Genomic DNA, 16,481 nt, shown 5'->3' with positions numbered 1-16,481 from the left:
ATGCAGGGCAGGGCGGTGTCACCAGATCGTGACGCCGCCCTGCTGCGTATCCGGGGTAGGATACGCGCATGAGACATATTCTTTCTGCATCACTCTTTTTACTCTGTCCGGTAGTTGGTCTGGCTGAGGCTTGGGGCTTGCGCCAGACGGATCGGCCTTTTGACGCGGCTGAACTTGCAGCCCTGCCAGGCCAGTCGTTTGTCTTTTTTGACGATGGCGAGGCGGCTTTTGGTGCCAACGGGGCCTATTCCTACACCTATTCTGCAGGGAACGGCGGTGGCACCAGCTGGGGCAGCTACCGCCTCGCCCCTGATGGGAGTGTGTGTGTCGACTTTCTAAATGGCTTCTCCCGCTGTGATCTTTATGTTCACAGCGGCAATCGTGTGGTGGTGATCACCGAAACAGGAGAGCGATATCCCGTACGTTAGAGCCGGTTCAATAGCGCGGGCGTCGGCCAGGCATCGGCCGGGAGGCCTAGCCGTTTCTGTTCGGCCTGAACGGCGCTCCGCGTCTTGGCGCCAAGGATGCCATCGATGTCTCCGACGTCATACCCCATGGCCTGCAGCTTGGTCTGGAGCTGCTTCATCTGCGCACCGCTGAGACCCTGATCGGGCTTTCCGGCGTCATAGACGGCCGCGCCTTCCAGCCGTGTGGCAAAGTAGGCGGCGGTCATTACGTAGGTAAAACTCTGGTTCCATTCGAAATAGACGTCGAAATTAGGGTAGGCGAGAAAGGCCGGCCCCTTGTGTCCCTGCGGCAGGATCAGGGAGGCAGGCATCGCGGGGTCGGGCAGCCGCCCTTCGCGCGGGGCAACGCCCATACGGGACCAGTCGGCCACGGGCAGCTTTTGCGCCGGGCCGGTGAGCGACAGGTCGATGCTGTCGGGCAGGCGTACCTCCTGGATCCACGGTTCGTTCCCGCGCCAGCCAAGGTGGGACAGCATCTTGGCCCCGGACATCAGCGCATCGGGGGCCGAGGTCTTGAGCGTCACATGGCCGTCGCCATCCGCATCGACGCCGTTTTCCAGAATGTCGCGGGGCAACATCTGCACCATGCCGATTTCTCCGGCCCAGGCACCCGTGGTGGTGGCCGGGTCGAAGTCGCCATGAGAAAACAGCTCCAGCGCGGCAAAGATCTGTGGCCGGAACAGTTCGGGACGGCGGCAGTCATGGGCTAGCGTCACCAGCGCGTTGCGGGTGTTGAAATCCCCCTGAACGGCGCCGTAGTCGGTCTCAAAGGCCCAGAAGGCCAGAAGGACACCGCGGTTGATGCCATAGGTGCTTTCGATCCGCCGGAAAACACTGTCGTATTTCTCGGACATGGACCGGCCGCGGTTGATCCGGTTCTGGGAAATCAGGCGGCGGGAAAACTCGATGAAGGGTTTTTGAAACACCCCCTGCGCCCGGTCCGCGCGCAGCACCTTTGGGTCCTGCTGTGTACCCTTGAAGAAGGCATTGACCGTGGAGGGCTGAAAGCCTGCGGTCACGGCCTCCTGTTTCAGTCCTTGCACGAAATCGGAAAAACGGCCGCCGCATTGAGCCATGGCGCTTGCGGGAAGCAGCGCGGCAGCTGCGAGGGAAAGGGCCAGTGTGCGCATGCGTTCGGTGTCCTTTCTAGACAACAGGAGGTGGCCTTTGGGGCGTTGCCTTCTTCTGTGCTAGAAGATCGCCGCGATGGCAACCGTCAGCGCAAGTCCAAGCCCCCATGTCTTCCAGAGCATTTCGGTACAGCGGCGGATTGCGTGGGCATCCGCGCTTTTGGCGCCTGTCTCGTTTACCCATGGAAAATCGCGCATTGTCCCGTCGTAAGAGCGCGGTCCGGCCAATGCGACCTGCAGCGCACGGGCCATGGCGGCCTCGGGCCAGCCTGCGTTGGGGGATCGGTGCTGGCGTGCGTCTGCGGCAATCGATGGCCAGTCGCGCAGAACGCCTCCGGCAAGGGCCATCAGGATGGCTGTCAGACGCGCGGGGATCAGGTTCAGAAGATCGTCAAGCCGCGCCGCGGCCCAGCCGAATTCCTCGTACTGCGGGGTGCGGTAACCGATCATGCTGTCGGCGGTATTGATCATCTTGTAGACGATCAGCCCCGGCAGCCCGCCCAAAAGAAACCAGAAGGCCGGGGCGATGACCCCGTCAGACATGTTCTCGGCGCCGCTTTCGATGGCGGATCGCGCCACTTGCGGCCCAGTCATATCCGCGGTGTCGCGGCTCACGATCATCGCCACCGCATCGCGCCCACCCTGCAATCCGCCTCGCAGACCATGAACCACCGCCATGAGATGATCGACGAGAGAACGTTGTGCGATGAGGATCGCGGCCACCAATATTTCGACGGCAGGCCCAAAGAGCGACAACACCCAGCCAAGGACGAGACCGGCCGCCACCAGAACCAGCACCGCCATAACGCCCTTGGAACGGCGTCCGGCACCGGCGTTCAGCCGCTCGTCGAGTTCTTTCACCAGTCGGCCCATCAGAACCGCAGGATGCGGCACGCGATCCCAGAGCCAGCGCGGCTCTCCGAATACGGCATCGAGGATCAGGGCGAGGCCCAGAATGGCGGCAGTACTCACAGGGCGGCCTCCAGACGCTGCCAGCCTTGGGCCGGCGGCAGGCCAAGGCGCAGGTAGTTGGCGGAATAGGGGAAGATGCGGCTCCAGACATGGGCGCGGGCCAGCCGGTCCTGCCAGGCGGCGGCATCTTCAACATGATAGAGCCGGAACAGATCTGTTCCCCCAGCCAGCTTGGCGCCTTTTGGCAAGACCAGCCCGTCGAGGCGCTGCGCGTCCTGTGCCAGTCTCTTGCGGGTCTCAGCTGCCCAGGCCGTATCCGACAGCGCCTTGATCCCGGTTTTCAGGGCCGGACCCGAGACCGCCCAGGGGCCTTGCAGATCCGAGAGTTGAGAGATCAAGGCGGGATCGCCAATGGCAAAGCCAAGCCGCAGCCCCGCCAACCCCCAGAACTTGCCAAAGCTTTTCAGCACCAGTGTTCCAGGCTTGTCAGCCAGATGAATGAGGCTTCGCTCGGGGCAGACATCGCAAAAGCTCTCGTCGATGATGCGAAACGGAGCGGTCAGCTCGCGCGCTTGCCACAGGCGCCCATCGGGGTTGTTGGGGTGCACGGCGACACAGGCTTCCGCAGGTTCACACTCAGCCAGGCGCCAGCCCTGGGCTTTGAACGCCGCCGCGTGCTCGTTGTAGGTGGGTGTCTCGATCCGAACCCACCGGGCATCGGCGAGGGACGGGGCCAGGGCAATCAGGGCAGAGGCCCCGGGTGCACTGAGGACGGACGCGCCGTCCGGCACTTTCCAGAACCTGCGGGCTGCGGCGTGCAAATCCTCAGCGGCGGTGGTGTCTGGCAGGGCGGACCAATCGTCTGGTGCAAACTCCGGCAGGGGATAGGGCGCAGGATTGATGCCGGTCGAAAGATCGATCCAGTCAGAGCGAACGCCGCCGTAACGCGCCATCGCAGCCGACAGGTTCCCACCGTGATCCCGCGCTGCGGCCTTAGAATTCAGATCGCCGGTTGCCGTATTGATCGCCGCCATTTGAGGCCCTGACTCAAGGAAGGCACCAATCGGCTGGTGCCGGACTTGAGCCGTATGAAACAGGTCAGGTGATAAAGCAACCAGTCGGCGCAATCAGGGCGGGAAACTTTGGCCAAAAAGGCATACAAAGTAGGGAATTCCTTAGCTTCGCCCGTGCGGGGCCTCCCAGTCGATCACCGGGTTGATCGGCAGGATGCGGCTCGGGTTGATGGTGTCGTGGCTATAGTGATAGTGGCGCACGATGTGATCCATGCCCACGGTCTCCCTGACACCGGGCCATTGGTACAGCTCGCGCGTATAGGCCCAGAGGTTCGGATAATCGATCAGCCGCTTGCGATTGCATTTGAAATGCAGGTGGTAGACCGGGTCGAACCGCAGGAGGGTGGTGAAAAGGCGCCAGTCTGCTTCGGTGACGCGGGTGCCCAGCAGGTAGCGGTGTTCGGACAGCAGGTCTTCGAGCCAGTCGAGCGTGTCGAACAGGGGCGCGATCGCCGCGTCATAAGCCTCTTGAGTGGTGGCAAAGCCGCAGCGATAGACCCCGTTGTTGAGCGTGTCATATATGCGCGCGTTCACCGCTTCGATCGGCTCGCGCAGCTCTTCCGGCCAGTAGTCGTCGTGATTGCCGGTAAGATCGTCAAAGGCCGAATTGAGCATGCGGATGATTTCCGAGCTTTCGTTCGAGACGATGGTTTCGCGCTGTTTGTCCCAGAGGATCGGCACCGTGACACGGCCTGAATAGGTGGGATCCGCGCGTGTGTAGATCTGATAGGCGTAGTCATGGCCAAAGAGAGTGTCCCCCGTGGCGCCGTGATCGTCCTTTTGAAAGGTCCAGCCACGATCCAGCATGTCCGGGTGCACCACCGAGACCGAGATATGATCGGTCAGGCCTTTCAACCGGCGAAAGATCAGCGTCCGGTGCGCCCAGGGGCAGGCAAGCGAGACATAGAGATGATAGCGCCCGCTTTCGGCGGTAAAGCCGGAATCGCCCGAAGGGCCAGCGCTTCCGTCCGGCGTGATCCAGTTGCGGAACTGCGACACCGAGCGTTCGAAGGCACCGCCCGTGGATTTTGTATCGTACCATTTGTCATGCCATTTTCCGTCAACCAAAAGGCCCATCGATCTCGCTCCTATCCGTTCCAGCCCTGGAAAATAGGCAGACTCTGACTTTCAGCCCACGCCAATAGGCGCGCAGCCACCCTGCGGATCTGCACACTCCTGTTTCTGATGGCCTCACGGCTGCGGCAACAGGCGCCGGATTTTGAGAAAAGTTCACTTGATTTTAGGTGATTGTGAGTCATCTTGGGACTCGTTGCAGATCAGAAGATCCACATCAGGAAGGCATGCGTCATGACCACCTATGTTCCGAGGGCCGTTCAGGAAGCGCTGGATGCCGCACGTATTCAGGGTATGAAAAAGAAAAGCCGCCTGCGCGTTCAGGTTGGCGAGTCCCAATTCCCGGTCTTGCGGATGTGGAAAGATGGGTTTTCCGTGGAGGAGGCCAACGCGCCGCAACTGCGCGGCCTGGTGGACCTTTACGATGGCGCCCGCCATCTGTCGCAGTGTCTGATCGTTGCCTCCGAGGCGGAAGGCGGAGAGATGCGGTATGATTTCAAGCGCTCGACGGCTGCTGCCGATCAGGCTCCGCTTGACTTCTATCGCGCACCGGATGCGCCCGTGGGCCTGATCTCCTATGACGGGCTGCACGGCGAGGCGTAATCTCTCGCTGCAGAAAGCCCGCTTCACTTATTAGGGCAGTCGGTTGATTGCATCTGTGGACGCAGCCCAAATGCCGCGTCCATTTTGTTTTGATTACTGGAGATCCGAGAAGGCCTCGGTCAGACGCGCGCAGGCTTCTTCGATGCGGGATCGCTGGGTGCCAAGGTTGAAGCGCAGGAAATTCTCGCCGCCGGTGCCAAAGGTGGTGCCGTGGTTGGCGGCGATCTTTGCGCCCTGTTCGACCCTCGTGGTGAATTCCTCGCGGCTCATGCCGGTGCCAGAGAAATCGACCCAGGACAGGTAAGTCGCGGCCAAGGGCATCGAGGACAGCCCGGGGATCTTTTCGATCGCGGCGTCAAAGACCTTTCGGTTGCCATCCAGATAAGCAACCAGTTCGTCGGCCCATGCGGCGCCCTCGGGCGAATAGGCTGCGGCGGTGGCGTATTGCCCGGCCGAGTTCGGCGCCAGTGCAAGCGCCAGCATCCGGCGCTGGAACTGCTCGCGCAGGTGTGGATCGGGGATGATAACCTGACCCGTGTGCAGCCCGGCAAAGTTGAAGGTTTTCGACGGGGCTGTCAGCATCAGGAGCCGCTCGGTCGCTTCGGGCACGGCGTTCTGCATCGGTATATGGGTATGGCCGGGGTAGACAAGATCGTGGTGGATCTCATCGGACAGGAGGATCAGATCGTGGCGTTTTGCGAAATCCGCAACCGCCTGTAGTTCGGCCTGGCTCCAGACACGACCACCGGGGTTATGCGGTGAGCAGAGGATGACCATCTTTTCCTTGCCGGTCATCTGGGCGTCATAGGCGTCGAAATCCATCTCGTAGCGGCCATCAGTGTTGGTCATCAGGCATTCGACCACCTCTCGGCCCGCGTTGCGGATCACCTTGGCAAAGGCATGATAGACAGGCGTGAACAGAACGATGCCGTCACCCGGCTTGGTGAAGGTATCAAGGCACATGCCCACACCGTTGACGAGACCGGTGGTGGTGAAGATCGCATCGGCCTCCACCTCCCAGCCATGGCGGTTCTGCATCCACCAGCGGATCGCATCCTTGTAGGGCTTTTCGCAGTTCACATAGCCATAGACACCGTGATCGGCCATCTCGCGCATCTTGTCGGTGACAACGGACGGCACGGCAAAATCCATGTCCGCCACCCACATCGCCAGACCATCATCGGGCGAGACGCCATAAAGGCTCTCCATCATGTCCCATTTGGCGCAATGGGTGCCGCGGCGGTCGATGAGGGTGTCAAAATCCATGGCTTTAATCTCCGTTTGTCTGACAGCGAAGCTACGCACAATGGCGCTGCGCGCAAGGGGGGCGTTGCAGGGCCGGGTGCAATCGCCTAAATCATGCCCATGAAACGTCCGATCCTGATCCATCCCGACCCCCGCCTGAAGAAGGTCTGCGTGCCCGTGCCCGATATTTCGGACGAGCTGCGCGTGCTGGCCGACGACATGCTGGAAACCATGTATGCCGCGCCGGGTATCGGTCTGGCCGCGCCGCAGGTGGGTATCCTGCAGCGGGTGATCGCGATGGACTGCATCAAGGAAGGCGAGGGCGATGCGCGCCCGCTGGTAATGTTCAACCCCGAGATCGTCGCGTCCTCTGATGAGACCAACGTTTACGAGGAAGGCTGCCTGTCCATCCCCGACCAATACGCCGAAGTCACCCGTCCCAAGGAGGTGCAGGTGAAATGGATGGACCGCGACGGGCGCGAGCAGAGCGAGACCTTTGATGGCCTCTGGGCGACCTGCGTGCAGCATGAGATCGACCACCTGAACGGCAAGCTGTTCATCGATTACCTGAAACCGCTGAAGCGACAGATGATCACCCGCAAGATGCAAAAGCTGAAACGCGAGCGCGCGCGGGACTGAAACACCCCGCCTTTCTGAGCATGAGGGTCTGACCATGGCCGTTCTCCCGATCCTTAAATGGCCCGATCCACGGCTGACGCAGCACTGTGCGCCGGTGGAGCAGGAACATCTCGACGATCTGATCGCCGATATGTTCGACACCATGTACGCCGCCAATGGCCGGGGCCTGGCGGCGCCGCAGGTGGGGGTGATGAAGCGGCTTTTCGTGATGGACTGCACCTGGAAAGAGGGCAAGCGCTCTCCGATGGTGATGATCAACCCCTCCATCATGGCGGTTGAACGCGTCCCGGTGACCATGGAAGAAGGCTGCCTGTCGATCCCTGGCGTCATGGTGCCGGTTGAACGCCCCGTGGCCGTCACCGTGCAATGGACCGCCGCCGAGGGGGACATTCACATGGCCGATTTCGATGGGTTCGAGGCCCGCTGCATCCAGCATGAATTCGACCATCTGAACGGCACCCTGACCTTCGATCACCTGACGCCCGAGGCCCGCGCGGCAGTTGAGGCTGAATACACCGCCCTGAAAGGGAACACCGAATGACCGTCCGCCCCTGCCTGCCCTGGCCCGACAAACGCCTGCGTACCCGCGCCGAAGAAGTCACCGAGATTACCGACGAGATCCGCCAGATCTGGCAGGACATGATCGACACGATGGAGGCAATGCCCGGCGTGGGCCTCGGTGCCAACCAGATCGGGGTCATGCTGCGCCTGGCCGTCGTGGATGGCTCGACCGAGCGCGGCAAGGCGGTGCGTATGGCCAACCCCGAAATTCTGCACGCCTCGACCCAGCTGCGCGAACACGAGGAAGCCTCGCCCAACCTTCCGGGGGTGTCGGCCAAGGTGAAACGCCCCCGCGCTGTCACCGTGCGCTACATGGACGAACACGGAGAGATCACCGAGCGGGATTTTGTGGGCATCGAAGCGACATCGGTCCAGCATCAGATCGACCATCTGAACGGCAAGCTTTACATCGACCGTCTCAGCAAGGTGAAGCGCGACATGCTGATCCGCAAATCCAAGAAACTGACCGGCTGAGGGGGGGCAGGGCCATGCGCGTCGTCTTTATGGGAACGCCCGAGTTTTCCGTCCCGGTGCTGGATGCCCTGGTCGAGGCTGGGCATGAGATCGCTGCTGTCTATTGCCAGCCGCCGCGCCCGGCAGGACGTGGCAAGAAGGACCGCCCGACGCCAGTTCACGCACGTGCCGAGGCACTGGGCCTTGAGGTGCGCCATCCGGTGTCCTTGAAAGGAGCCGAAGAGCAGGCTGCGTTTGCAGCACTTGAGGCCGATATCGCTGTGGTCGTGGCCTATGGGCTGATTCTGCCGCAGGCTGTTCTTGATGCCCCGAAACAGGGCTGCCTCAATATCCACGCCAGCCTTCTGCCGCGCTGGCGCGGCGCGGCGCCGATCCACCGGGCGATCATGGCAGGCGATGCGGAAACCGGCATCTGCATCATGCAGATGGAGGCGGGGCTGGACACCGGCCCGGTCCTCTTGCGCCAATCGACCCCCATAGGGGGTGAGGAAACCACCGCTGGGTTGCACGACCGACTGTCGGAAATGGGCGCCGGGCTGATCGTCGAGGCGCTGGCAAGCCTGCCCGAGCTGACACCCGAAGTGCAGCCCCAAGAGGGCGTCACCTATGCCGCCAAGATCGACAAGGGCGAGGCGCAGGTCGATTGGAGCAAACCGGCGCAAGAAGTGGATCGCAAGATACGCGGGTTGTCGCCCTTTCCCGGTGCCTGGTGCGAGATCAACGGTCAGCGGGTGAAACTGCTGGCCTCGCGCCTTGTGAAAGGCACCGGCGCGGCGGGCGAAGTGCTGGATGATGCACTGACGGTGGCCTGCGGCAGTGGCGCGGTGGAGCTGCTGCGCTTGCAAAGGGCAGGCAAGGGCGCGCAGGATCGCGATGTCTTCCTGCGCGGCTTTCCGGTGGCAAAGGGCACGCGCCTGTAGTCTGCGATTGTTGTAGCGCGCACGCCCTTTCTTTTGTGAGGCAGGGATGCAATCCTGTCTCTGTTTCGCCGTGTTTGTGGAGAGAATGAGATGCCCATTGTCGCGCTTGTCATCATCGGGGCCGCTGCCGGGTTTCTGGCCACGCGGCTGATGCGGATCGAGGCGGATATCATCACCACGGTTGCCATCGGCATGGCGGGAGCTGTGATCGGCGGTCTGGTTCTGCGCACGCTTCTGGCGGTGATGGGTATGCTGTCGGGGTTCGTGGGTGCCGTCCTCGGTGCCCTGGCGCTGATCTGGATCTGGCAGAAGTATTTTCAGAAATAGCGGTGTCAGCCGCGCGGCGGGCGGCTTTTGTAAACTGGCAGGTGCCAGCCAAACAGGATGGATCCCGCGCGCAGTGCCCAGCACACAACTGCGCAGGCCAAAAGGGCAGGCCCCGTGTCCACTCCGGCCCAGATCGCCGTGACGGCAGTGATTGCCCCGGCCATGGCGCAGGAGATGTAGAGCTCGCCCTGTTTCAGCACCAGCGGCACCTCATTGCAGACCACGTCCCGCATCAATCCGCCCAGCGATCCGGTCGCCATGCCCATCAGCACCACGATCACCGGCGGTTTGCCCATGGCGATGGCCGCGCCGGTGCCTGCCGGAACCGCGACGGCAAGGGCGAAACTGTCGAGCCAGATCACCCATTTCATCCGGCTTTCCACCAGATGGGCCGTGACAAAGACCACTCCGGCGGCACCGGTTGCAAGGAGGATGAAATTCGGATCATCCACCCAGAACACAGGGTGGCGGTCCAAAAGGAGGTCACGCACCGTGCCGCCGCCCACCGCCGTAAGGCAGGCCACGAAGGCAAAGCCGACAATATCAAGCTGCGCCCGGCTGGCCACCAAGGCGCCGGTCAGGGCAAAGATCAGAACCGAAGCGTAGTCAAGCAGCGTCAGAACTGTCATGGGCTGCTTCTCCGGTCTTCGGCTCAGGCCGATTTGCGCTTGCCGTTCTTGAACGGGGCCATGCCCGCGCGGGCCAGCTCATCGGCGCGCTCGTTCTCGGGGTGGCCTGCGTGGCCCTTGACCCATTCCCAGGTCACATCGTGCCGGTGCTGTGCCGCATCAAGGCGTTGCCATAGTTCGGCGTTTTTCACGGGTTTCTTGGCGGCATTCTTCCAGCCGTTCTTCTTCCAGCCGAAGATCCAGCCGGTGATACCGTTCTTCACGTAGTTGCTGTCGGTGACGATGGTGATCTTGCTGGGGCGGCTCAGGCTTTCGAGCGCATTGATCGCGGCCAAAAGCTCCATCCGGTTGTTGGTGGTCTCGGGCTCGCCTCCCTGAAGTTCGCGCTCCTTGACGATCTGGTCGCCCTCAATTGCGCGCAGCAGAACGCCCCATCCGCCGGGGCCGGGATTTCCGGAGCAGGCTCCGTCGGTATATGCAAAAAGATCAGCCATGGGCGGTCATTACTACGAAGGTTTCCTCGGCGCCAGCCAGTCCTTTGCCATTCCCCTTGCGGCTGCGAAAGACGGTGAACCCGGCGTCGGCCAGCAGCTGTCTGAGTTCTTCCTCACCGTAATAGGCATAAAAGCGCCCCAGGGAATCGCGTCCCTCTCCGCTGCCCAGTTTCATGCCGATGCTGAAGGTACCGCGCGGTTTCAGGGCGCGTTTGATGCGGGCAAGTTCTGTGGGGAAATCGGCGCGCGGGACATGCAGCAGGCTGAAATTGGCCCAGATGCCATCGTATTCTGCCTCTGTCTCCAGCGCCTCGAAGGTGCCGATCATGACGTCGAGCCCATATGCCGTACGAGCATGCTCTGCCATCTGCGCCGAGGCATCCAGCGCATCCGTGTCATAACCGTCATCGCACAGCCGTGCCGCCCAGTGGCCGGGGCCGCAGCCGAGGTCCAGCACCCGTGCGCCCTTGGGCAGCCGTTCGGTGAAGGCGGCGTAGTCCTCTTCCTGATCGGTATCCTTGCTGCGGGCAAAACCCTTGGCATAGTCCGCTGCCGCGCGGGCATAGACCGCGAGTGTTTCACTATCGCTCACAGGTATACCCCGACAGAGAGGCAGAGCAGAACGATCGCCGTCAGCAGCAGCCGCAGGCGCATCCACCATGGGGGCGTCAGGTCCCACAGGAAAAAGACGTAGTCGAGCAGAAGAAGACCGGCAAAGCCGTAGATCAGGTTCTGTGCGGCCGCTTCGGGGCCGCCACCGGTCATGAAAAATGCCCAAAGCGCAGGGACGACCGACAGCCCGTAGCCAAGCGCGGCCTGCGCTCCGCAGGCCTTTGTAGCAAAGCCCCAGAGGACGCCGGACATGAAGCTGAGGATCACGGAGCCATAGAACAGCTGCACATAGGGTCCAACAAAGCGCGGCCCCAGCTCAACCGCGCCCCAGGCCTGCAAATCGGGCAGATGCGTGGTGGCCGCGCCCCAGATGAAGGGGATCAGACCGGCAAGGCCAAGTATCAGCGGGGCAAAGGGGATTCTCATCATGCGCGCTCCAGGGCCAGCCGGGCGGCCAGAGCGGCAAAGATCGCTGCAAAGCCGCGGTTGAGCCAGGTCAGAACACGCTCAGAACCGAGCATCAGATCGCGGGCCTTGGCGGCGAAAAGACCGTAGAGCACGAAGACGAGGAATGTCAGCGCCATGAAGATCGCGCCAAGCAGCGCCATCTCGGAGGTGGCGCTGGCTGGATTGCCTGAAAGGAAAGGCGGCAGCAGGGCAAGAAAAAAGACCGACAGTTTGGGATTGAGGATATTGATCAGGGCGCCGCGTCGCGCGATGCGCAGCCCCGGCTGAGAGCGGGTTTCCGATGAGATCGCGAGGGCTCCGCCGGATTTCAGCGCCTGCCATGCGAGATAAAGCAGATAGGCGACGCCTGCGAATTTGACGATCTGGAACAAAACAGCAGAGCTATGCATCACCGCCGCCAGTCCCAGCGTGGCCGCGGCAAGGTGGGGCAGGATGCCCAGAGTGCACCCAAACGCCGCCCAGACAGAGGCTCGTGCGCCCTGACCGAGGCCAAGTGCCAGCGTGTAGATCACACCCGTGCCCGGCGCGATGACAACCACTAGGGCGGTGATCAGGAATTGTAGTGAGATCATAAAGGGCCTCCAGTGTCTGTGCACAGCGCGATCCACCTTTTGGTAGCACGAGATGCCCACAGCGGGGAGTCCCCCAAGGTGGCAAGACACGATCTGTCGCGTGAAGCCTTTCGGGAGGGTAGATTTGTCCTCAGGCCGGGGTGCGCAGAACGCGTGGCACCTTGAATTCGACCCGCTCCACGGCTGTTTCTACCGTTTCGACGGTAACGTCAAAGCGATCCCGGAAGGCGTCGATCACCTCGTTCACCAGAAGCTCCGGAGCCGAGGCGCCTGCCGTGATGGCCACGCTCGTAATGCCGTCCAGCGCGCGCCAGTCGATGTTTTCGGCTCGCTGCACCAGTTGCGAATAGGCACAGCCCGCCTTTGCGCCGACTTCGACCAGGCGACGGGAATTCGAGGAATTGGGGGCGCCGACAACCAGCAAGGCATCCGCCTTGGGCGCGACAGCCTTGACCGCTTCCTGACGGTTGGTGGTGGCGTAGCAGATGTCTTCCTTGTGGGGGCCGACGATACTGGGAAAACGGGCCTCAAGGGCGGCAACGATGTCCTTGGTGTCATCCACCGAAAGGGTGGTCTGGGTGACATAAGCCAGCCGATTCGGGTCGCGTACCTCAACGGTGGCCACATCTGCCGGGGTTTCGACCAGCAGCACCTCACCTTCGGGCAGCTGTCCCATGGTGCCGATGGTTTCGGGGTGGCCCTTATGGCCGATCATGATCATCTGCAGGCCTGCCTCGGCGTGGCGCTGGGCTTCGATATGCACCTTGGAGACCAGCGGGCAGGTCGCATCCACGTAGACCATCTGACGCGCTTCGGCCGCGGCCGGGACAGATTTGGGCACCCCGTGGGCTGAAAAGATCACCGGGCGGTCCTGCGGGCATTCGTCCAGTTCTTCAACAAAGACAGCGCCTTTGGCGCGCAACCCGTCCACCACGTATTTGTTGTGCACGATCTCGTGGCGCACGTAGACCGGCGCCCCCCATTTCTCGAGCGCCATTTCGACGATCTTGATGGCCCGGTCAACGCCCGCGCAGAACCCGCGCGGTGCCGCAAGAAACAGGGTCAAAGGCGGCTTGGTGCCCTGAGCGGTGCCAGCCTGCAAATTGGTATCTCGGGTCTCGGGTGTCATCGCGCATCTCCTTGCAGGGCAGAGGTAGGGTTTTCTGCCGGTAAGGTCCAGAGGCTCCGGGGAAAGGTGACGCCCGGCCCTTGGCTGTGGTGCTGAATTCGATCCGCCCGCAGGTGTGATCCGGTGGGACGATACCGCCAAAATGACGGAAAATTAACCTGATGTCGGCATGGTTGAGCAGGATGGGCGCAAGGCTCGCTGATCCATTCTTTGTGAAGCGATCCTTTTTCGCAGAGCATCCATGGGTTTTTGGGGGCCAGAGTGGCGAACGGAAAGAACGCAGAGCGAACCAGCACCGCCCTGGAGCGTAGTGCACTGGAAGACAACATGGATCGCCGTTTCCGCACTGTGCGGAGCACGGCCTGTCTTGTCATGATCCTTGGCGCGCTGTGGGCGGTATTCGGCATTTATCTTCAGGAACCGGCGGTCTTTGGAATTGCCTTTGTGGCGGGCCTTGGGTCGGCGACTGCCTGGTACATGGTGCAGACCACTCATACTTTGATTGCGCGGATGATATGGTACACGACGGGGCTTCTGGCCGTCCTTGGGGCCGTGTTCACACTTCATCCTGCGAGCAACGCCGAGATGATGTTTGTGGCCCTGCTTGGCGGGCCTTTCATGACCTTTTCCTTGAAACGGGAAAAGCCACTGATCATGGGCCTTATCGTCGGTATCCTGTGCGCCTGGGTTGGCTATCGGTTGTTAGGGCATGACTATTGGGGCCCGGCCATTTTCGACGAAGAGTTCTCGCGCAGCTACCTGTCGGTGCCTATCATGCTGACGATTTTCGGTATCATCATGGTCGAAATGATGGCCTTCGGGCGACTGACCGATGCCTACAGCGAAGAACTGTGGAATTCCCATCAAAAGGAGCGCAAGGCGAACCGCGCCAAGAGCGAATTCCTCGCTGCCATGAGCCATGAGATCCGTACGCCAATGAATGGCGTCATCGGGATGGTCGAAATCCTCGAGAATACACAGCTTTCGACCGAGCAGAGGCGTATTCTTCATGCAATCAAGGAATCGTCTTCTGCCTTGTTGTGGATCATTGATGACATCCTCGATGTGTCCAAGATCGAAGCGGGCAAGATGGAACTGTCCAACGCTCCCATGCGTCTGTTGCCGGTCGTGGAAAGCGTAGCGGAAACTCTGCGCGCTCATGCAGATCAGAAGCGGGTCGAACTCTCCCTGTCGGTTCAGGCCAATGTGCCCGATATCATACAAGGGGATGCCGGGCGCCTACGCCAGATCCTGCTGAATCTTCTGGGCAATGCGATCAAGTTTTCGGCCCCGCAAAAGGATGAGCCCTGCGGGGTCGTGAAGCTGCGAGTGCAAATGGATGAGGCCGAGCGGATCGAATTCGTGGTCGAAGACAATGGTATCGGAATGGATGACGACGTCCAGGCCGCAATCTTCCAACCCTTCGAACGTTCGGGCGATGTGGTCAAGCGGATGATCCAGGGCAATGGGCTTGGCCTGACCATCGTCAAACAGCTCGCCGAAAAAATGGGCGGAGAAGTGATTGTGAGCAGCACCCTGGGTGAAGGGTCGGTCTTTACCCTGCGTCTGCCCGTCGTGAATGGCTCGGGTCCGCTCAAATGCCTGCGTCTTTCGGGAACGCAGATCGTCGCCATGTTGCCAAGAGGGGGCGACAGCGCCAGTTGGTCCTCCTATGCCCTGGCTGCGGATTGCGACATCAAATGGGTGTCAAACCGGGATGAATTTCTCTCGATGGCTCGCGACGCGGATCCCAACAAGATTTTCGTGCTTGCGGCGTCTACATCTCAGGATCGCACCAGCGAGTGGCTTCGCGCCCGGCTCGCCGAAGATGCCCCCGATGTTAAGCTGCTCTTGTTCAACCGGGACCGGACCCAGGTGAGCGGAATGCGAACGAAAAGCCAGTACGCCGTCCAGGACCTGCCTATCCTGCCCAGTCATTTCTGGGACGGGCTTGCCTATCTTTCGGGGCGCAGCCCAGGTCAAAGTCAGATGCCGGTGGCGGGGAAAAAACCTCGTGGAGCATCCGGCGGTGGTCGGATCCTGGTGGCGGAGGACAACGAGATCAATCAGGCCGTCCTTGAATCCCAACTGGAGCTTCTGGGCTATTCCGCTGTTGTGGTGCGGGACGGGAAAGAGTGCCTGGAGGCTTGGAAAACGGGGCAGTTCGACGCGGTCCTTACGGATTGTCAGATGCCAGTCATGGATGGTTTCGAATTGACACAGCATCTTCGGGATGTCGAGGCAGAGGAGAGGCGTCCGCACACCCCGGTGATTGCGGTCACGGCCAATGCGCTGGAGGGTGAGGCGGACCGCTGCCTGGCGGCCGGGATGGATGATTACCTGTCCAAGCCCGTCACGATTGCGGCGCTTGAAAAGGTGCTTGAGCGCTATGTTCCACTGGGGACCTCCTTGAAGAATGCCCCTCTGCGGGACGGCCTCCCTCCTGCCGCAGGCTCTGCATCTGGGTAACAGTGGCGTTGCCTGAATGCAAAAGGCACCCTTGGTAGAGGGTGCCTTTTCTGTCCATCAATCCCGCGAGCTGAACCGGTAACGTTACGATTGGGCCGCAACGGGTGAGCGTTGCTCCGCAGGATAGTCGCGCGGAGGACGTCCGATGACGTCTTTCAGCTCTTCCAGCTCGATGAAATTGTCTGCCTGGCGGCGCAGCTCGTCCGAGATCATCGGTGGCTGGCTGCGAATGGTGGAGACCACCGAGACCCTGACACCCTGGCGCTGCAGGCTCGCGATCAATGGCCGGAAATCCCCATCCCCGGAAAAGAGCACGATATGATCCACACGCGGTGCCAATTCCATGGCGTCGACGGTCAGTTCGATGTCCATGTTGCCTTTGACCTTACGGCGCCCCATGCTGTCCGTGTATTCCTTGGCTGGCTTTGTCACCATGGTGAAGCCGTTGTAGTGCAGCCAGTCCACCAGGGGGCGGATCGGTGAATACTCGTCGTTTTCCAAGAGGGCCGTGTAATAAAAGGCGCGCAACAGCTTTCCGCGGCGCATGAACTCCTGCCGCAAGAGCTTGTAATCGATGTCGAATCCCAGTGCCTTTGCGGCCGCGTACAGGTTCGAACCATCGATGAACAGCGCAAGCCGTTCGTCTTTGTAAAACATAAAAACAGTCCTTCCGATATGCCCGC

The 16,481-nt window shown here is 61.3% G+C and carries 20 protein-coding genes; 8 read left to right on the top strand and 12 right to left on the bottom strand.

Going from position 1 to position 16,481, the window contains the following annotated elements; translation table 11 throughout:
- Positions 1-68 precede the first annotated feature (68 nt).
- A complete protein-coding gene (locus tag AADA15_RS12080) occupies positions 69-428 on the top strand; it encodes a hypothetical protein (protein ID WP_341641807.1) in 360 nt (119 codons plus the stop codon).
- Here the strand turns inward: AADA15_RS12080 and AADA15_RS12075 are convergent.
- From AADA15_RS12075 to AADA15_RS12060, 4 genes are all read right to left on the bottom strand, one after another.
- Complete coding sequence (locus AADA15_RS12075; protein WP_341641806.1) at positions 425-1,597, bottom strand: lytic murein transglycosylase; 1,173 nt, start codon at positions 1,595-1,597, stop codon at positions 425-427. The genes AADA15_RS12080 and AADA15_RS12075 overlap by 4 nt on opposite strands.
- A gap of 60 nt (positions 1,598-1,657) precedes the next feature.
- On the bottom strand, positions 1,658-2,569 hold the full coding sequence (gene cbiB, locus AADA15_RS12070; protein WP_341641805.1) for an adenosylcobinamide-phosphate synthase CbiB: 912 nt from the start codon (positions 2,567-2,569) through the stop codon (positions 1,658-1,660).
- Positions 2,566-3,543 carry a threonine-phosphate decarboxylase gene (locus AADA15_RS12065; protein WP_341641804.1) on the bottom strand — a complete coding sequence of 326 codons (978 nt, stop codon included), beginning with the start codon at positions 3,541-3,543 and terminating at the stop codon, positions 2,566-2,568. Before AADA15_RS12065 ends, cbiB begins: the two co-directional genes overlap by 4 nt.
- Positions 3,544-3,684: 141 nt before the next feature.
- Positions 3,685-4,659, bottom strand: coding sequence for a glutathione S-transferase family protein (locus tag AADA15_RS12060; protein WP_341641803.1), 975 nt, complete (start codon positions 4,657-4,659; stop codon positions 3,685-3,687).
- Between the two features lie 231 nt (positions 4,660-4,890).
- Here AADA15_RS12060 and AADA15_RS12055 point away from each other — a divergent pair, with 231 nt between their 5' ends.
- Entirely contained in the window at positions 4,891-5,259 is a 369-nt protein-coding gene (locus AADA15_RS12055) for a hypothetical protein (RefSeq protein ID WP_341641802.1), read from the top strand.
- Positions 5,260-5,352: 93 nt separating this feature from the next.
- On the opposite strand, the gene AADA15_RS12050 is transcribed toward AADA15_RS12055, so the two are convergent.
- The gene (locus AADA15_RS12050) at positions 5,353-6,525 is read right to left on the bottom strand and encodes a MalY/PatB family protein (RefSeq protein WP_341641801.1); all 1,173 of its coding nucleotides are present in this window, start codon (positions 6,523-6,525) and stop codon (positions 5,353-5,355) included.
- Between the two features lie 99 nt (positions 6,526-6,624).
- Between AADA15_RS12050 and def (AADA15_RS12045) the strand changes: the two genes are divergently transcribed.
- The 5 genes from def (AADA15_RS12045) (at position 6,625) to AADA15_RS12025 (ending at position 9,425) form a co-directional block, all read left to right on the top strand.
- A complete protein-coding gene (gene def, locus AADA15_RS12045) occupies positions 6,625-7,143 on the top strand; it encodes a peptide deformylase (protein WP_341641800.1) in 519 nt (172 codons plus the stop codon).
- A gap of 34 nt (positions 7,144-7,177) precedes the next feature.
- Positions 7,178-7,684, top strand: a complete 507-nt coding sequence (gene def / locus AADA15_RS12040) for a peptide deformylase (RefSeq protein WP_341641799.1) — start codon at positions 7,178-7,180, stop codon at positions 7,682-7,684.
- Complete coding sequence (gene def, locus AADA15_RS12035) at positions 7,681-8,178, top strand: peptide deformylase (RefSeq protein ID WP_341641798.1); 498 nt, start codon at positions 7,681-7,683, stop codon at positions 8,176-8,178. Before def (AADA15_RS12040) ends, def (AADA15_RS12035) begins: the two co-directional genes overlap by 4 nt.
- Positions 8,179-8,192: 14 nt before the next feature.
- Positions 8,193-9,098, top strand: a complete 906-nt coding sequence (gene fmt / locus AADA15_RS12030) for a methionyl-tRNA formyltransferase (protein WP_341641797.1) — start codon at positions 8,193-8,195, stop codon at positions 9,096-9,098.
- Positions 9,099-9,188: 90 nt separating this feature from the next.
- On the top strand, positions 9,189-9,425 hold the full coding sequence (locus tag AADA15_RS12025; RefSeq protein ID WP_341641796.1) for a GlsB/YeaQ/YmgE family stress response membrane protein: 237 nt from the start codon (positions 9,189-9,191) through the stop codon (positions 9,423-9,425).
- 5 nt (positions 9,426-9,430) lie between these two features.
- Here the strand turns inward: AADA15_RS12025 and AADA15_RS12020 are convergent, their stop codons facing one another.
- The 6 genes from AADA15_RS12020 to ispH all read right to left on the bottom strand — a co-directional run bounded on the left by AADA15_RS12020 (position 9,431) and on the right by ispH (position 13,329).
- A complete protein-coding gene (locus tag AADA15_RS12020; RefSeq protein WP_341641795.1) occupies positions 9,431-10,054 on the bottom strand; it encodes a trimeric intracellular cation channel family protein in 624 nt (207 codons plus the stop codon).
- 23 nt (positions 10,055-10,077) lie between these two features.
- Positions 10,078-10,548, bottom strand: a complete 471-nt coding sequence (gene rnhA / locus AADA15_RS12015; protein ID WP_341641794.1) for a ribonuclease HI — start codon at positions 10,546-10,548, stop codon at positions 10,078-10,080.
- On the bottom strand, positions 10,541-11,140 hold the full coding sequence (locus AADA15_RS12010) for a class I SAM-dependent methyltransferase (RefSeq protein WP_341641793.1): 600 nt from the start codon (positions 11,138-11,140) through the stop codon (positions 10,541-10,543). The genes rnhA and AADA15_RS12010 overlap by 8 nt, the downstream gene beginning before the upstream one ends.
- On the bottom strand, positions 11,137-11,589 hold the full coding sequence (locus AADA15_RS12005; RefSeq protein WP_341641792.1) for a DUF3429 domain-containing protein: 453 nt from the start codon (positions 11,587-11,589) through the stop codon (positions 11,137-11,139). Before AADA15_RS12005 ends, AADA15_RS12010 begins: the two co-directional genes overlap by 4 nt.
- The gene (locus AADA15_RS12000; RefSeq protein ID WP_341641791.1) at positions 11,586-12,200 is read right to left on the bottom strand and encodes a LysE family translocator; all 615 of its coding nucleotides are present in this window, start codon (positions 12,198-12,200) and stop codon (positions 11,586-11,588) included. The genes AADA15_RS12005 and AADA15_RS12000 overlap by 4 nt, the downstream gene beginning before the upstream one ends.
- Before the next feature lie 130 nt (positions 12,201-12,330).
- A complete protein-coding gene (ispH, locus tag AADA15_RS11995) occupies positions 12,331-13,329 on the bottom strand; it encodes a 4-hydroxy-3-methylbut-2-enyl diphosphate reductase (RefSeq protein ID WP_341641790.1) in 999 nt (332 codons plus the stop codon).
- A 327-nt stretch (positions 13,330-13,656) separates the two neighbouring features.
- On the opposite strand from ispH, the gene AADA15_RS11990 reads away from it, so the two are divergent.
- Entirely contained in the window at positions 13,657-15,798 is a 2,142-nt protein-coding gene (locus tag AADA15_RS11990) for an ATP-binding protein (RefSeq protein WP_341641789.1), read from the top strand.
- 84 nt (positions 15,799-15,882) lie between these two features.
- Here the strand turns inward: AADA15_RS11990 and AADA15_RS11985 are convergent, their stop codons facing one another.
- Positions 15,883-16,455: a LabA-like NYN domain-containing protein gene (locus AADA15_RS11985; RefSeq protein ID WP_341641788.1), complete on the bottom strand. Its 573-nt coding sequence runs from the start codon at positions 16,453-16,455 to the stop codon at positions 15,883-15,885.
- Between the last annotated feature and the right edge of the window lie 26 nt (positions 16,456-16,481).

Origin of the sequence: Phycobacter sedimenti (assembly GCF_038148855.1) — a bacterium.
Taxonomy (GTDB): domain Bacteria; phylum Pseudomonadota; class Alphaproteobacteria; order Rhodobacterales; family Rhodobacteraceae; genus Phycobacter; species Phycobacter sedimenti.
Note: the sequence above shows the minus strand (reverse complement) of the source record. Positions and strands in the feature narration are given on the sequence as shown.

Excerpts from the sequence above, each read along its gene's own strand:
- AADA15_RS12075 (WP_341641806.1), bottom strand. The coding sequence starts at position 1,597 with ATGCGCACACTGGCCCTTTCCCTCGCAGCTGCCGCGCTGCTTCCCGCA.
- def (WP_341641800.1), top strand. The coding sequence starts at position 6,625 with ATGAAACGTCCGATCCTGATCCATCCCGACCCCCGCCTGAAGAAGGTC.
- def (WP_341641798.1), top strand. The coding sequence starts at position 7,681 with ATGACCGTCCGCCCCTGCCTGCCCTGGCCCGACAAACGCCTGCGTACC.
- AADA15_RS12000 (WP_341641791.1), bottom strand. The coding sequence starts at position 12,200 with ATGATCTCACTACAATTCCTGATCACCGCCCTAGTGGTTGTCATCGCG.
- AADA15_RS11985 (WP_341641788.1), bottom strand. The coding sequence starts at position 16,455 with ATGTTTTACAAAGACGAACGGCTTGCGCTGTTCATCGATGGTTCGAAC.
- rnhA (WP_341641794.1), bottom strand. The coding sequence starts at position 10,548 with ATGGCTGATCTTTTTGCATATACCGACGGAGCCTGCTCCGGAAATCCC.
- AADA15_RS12065 (WP_341641804.1), bottom strand. The coding sequence starts at position 3,543 with ATGGCGGCGATCAATACGGCAACCGGCGATCTGAATTCTAAGGCCGCA.
- AADA15_RS12025 (WP_341641796.1), top strand. The coding sequence starts at position 9,189 with ATGCCCATTGTCGCGCTTGTCATCATCGGGGCCGCTGCCGGGTTTCTG.
- def (WP_341641799.1), top strand. The coding sequence starts at position 7,178 with ATGGCCGTTCTCCCGATCCTTAAATGGCCCGATCCACGGCTGACGCAG.
- AADA15_RS12005 (WP_341641792.1), bottom strand. The coding sequence starts at position 11,589 with ATGATGAGAATCCCCTTTGCCCCGCTGATACTTGGCCTTGCCGGTCTG.
- AADA15_RS11990 (WP_341641789.1), top strand. The coding sequence starts at position 13,657 with ATGGATCGCCGTTTCCGCACTGTGCGGAGCACGGCCTGTCTTGTCATG.
- ispH (WP_341641790.1), bottom strand. The coding sequence starts at position 13,329 with ATGACACCCGAGACCCGAGATACCAATTTGCAGGCTGGCACCGCTCAG.
- fmt (WP_341641797.1), top strand. The coding sequence starts at position 8,193 with ATGCGCGTCGTCTTTATGGGAACGCCCGAGTTTTCCGTCCCGGTGCTG.
- AADA15_RS12080 (WP_341641807.1), top strand. The coding sequence starts at position 69 with ATGAGACATATTCTTTCTGCATCACTCTTTTTACTCTGTCCGGTAGTT.
- AADA15_RS12050 (WP_341641801.1), bottom strand. The coding sequence starts at position 6,525 with ATGGATTTTGACACCCTCATCGACCGCCGCGGCACCCATTGCGCCAAA.
- AADA15_RS12060 (WP_341641803.1), bottom strand. The coding sequence starts at position 4,659 with ATGGGCCTTTTGGTTGACGGAAAATGGCATGACAAATGGTACGATACA.
- AADA15_RS12020 (WP_341641795.1), bottom strand. The coding sequence starts at position 10,054 with ATGACAGTTCTGACGCTGCTTGACTACGCTTCGGTTCTGATCTTTGCC.
- AADA15_RS12055 (WP_341641802.1), top strand. The coding sequence starts at position 4,891 with ATGACCACCTATGTTCCGAGGGCCGTTCAGGAAGCGCTGGATGCCGCA.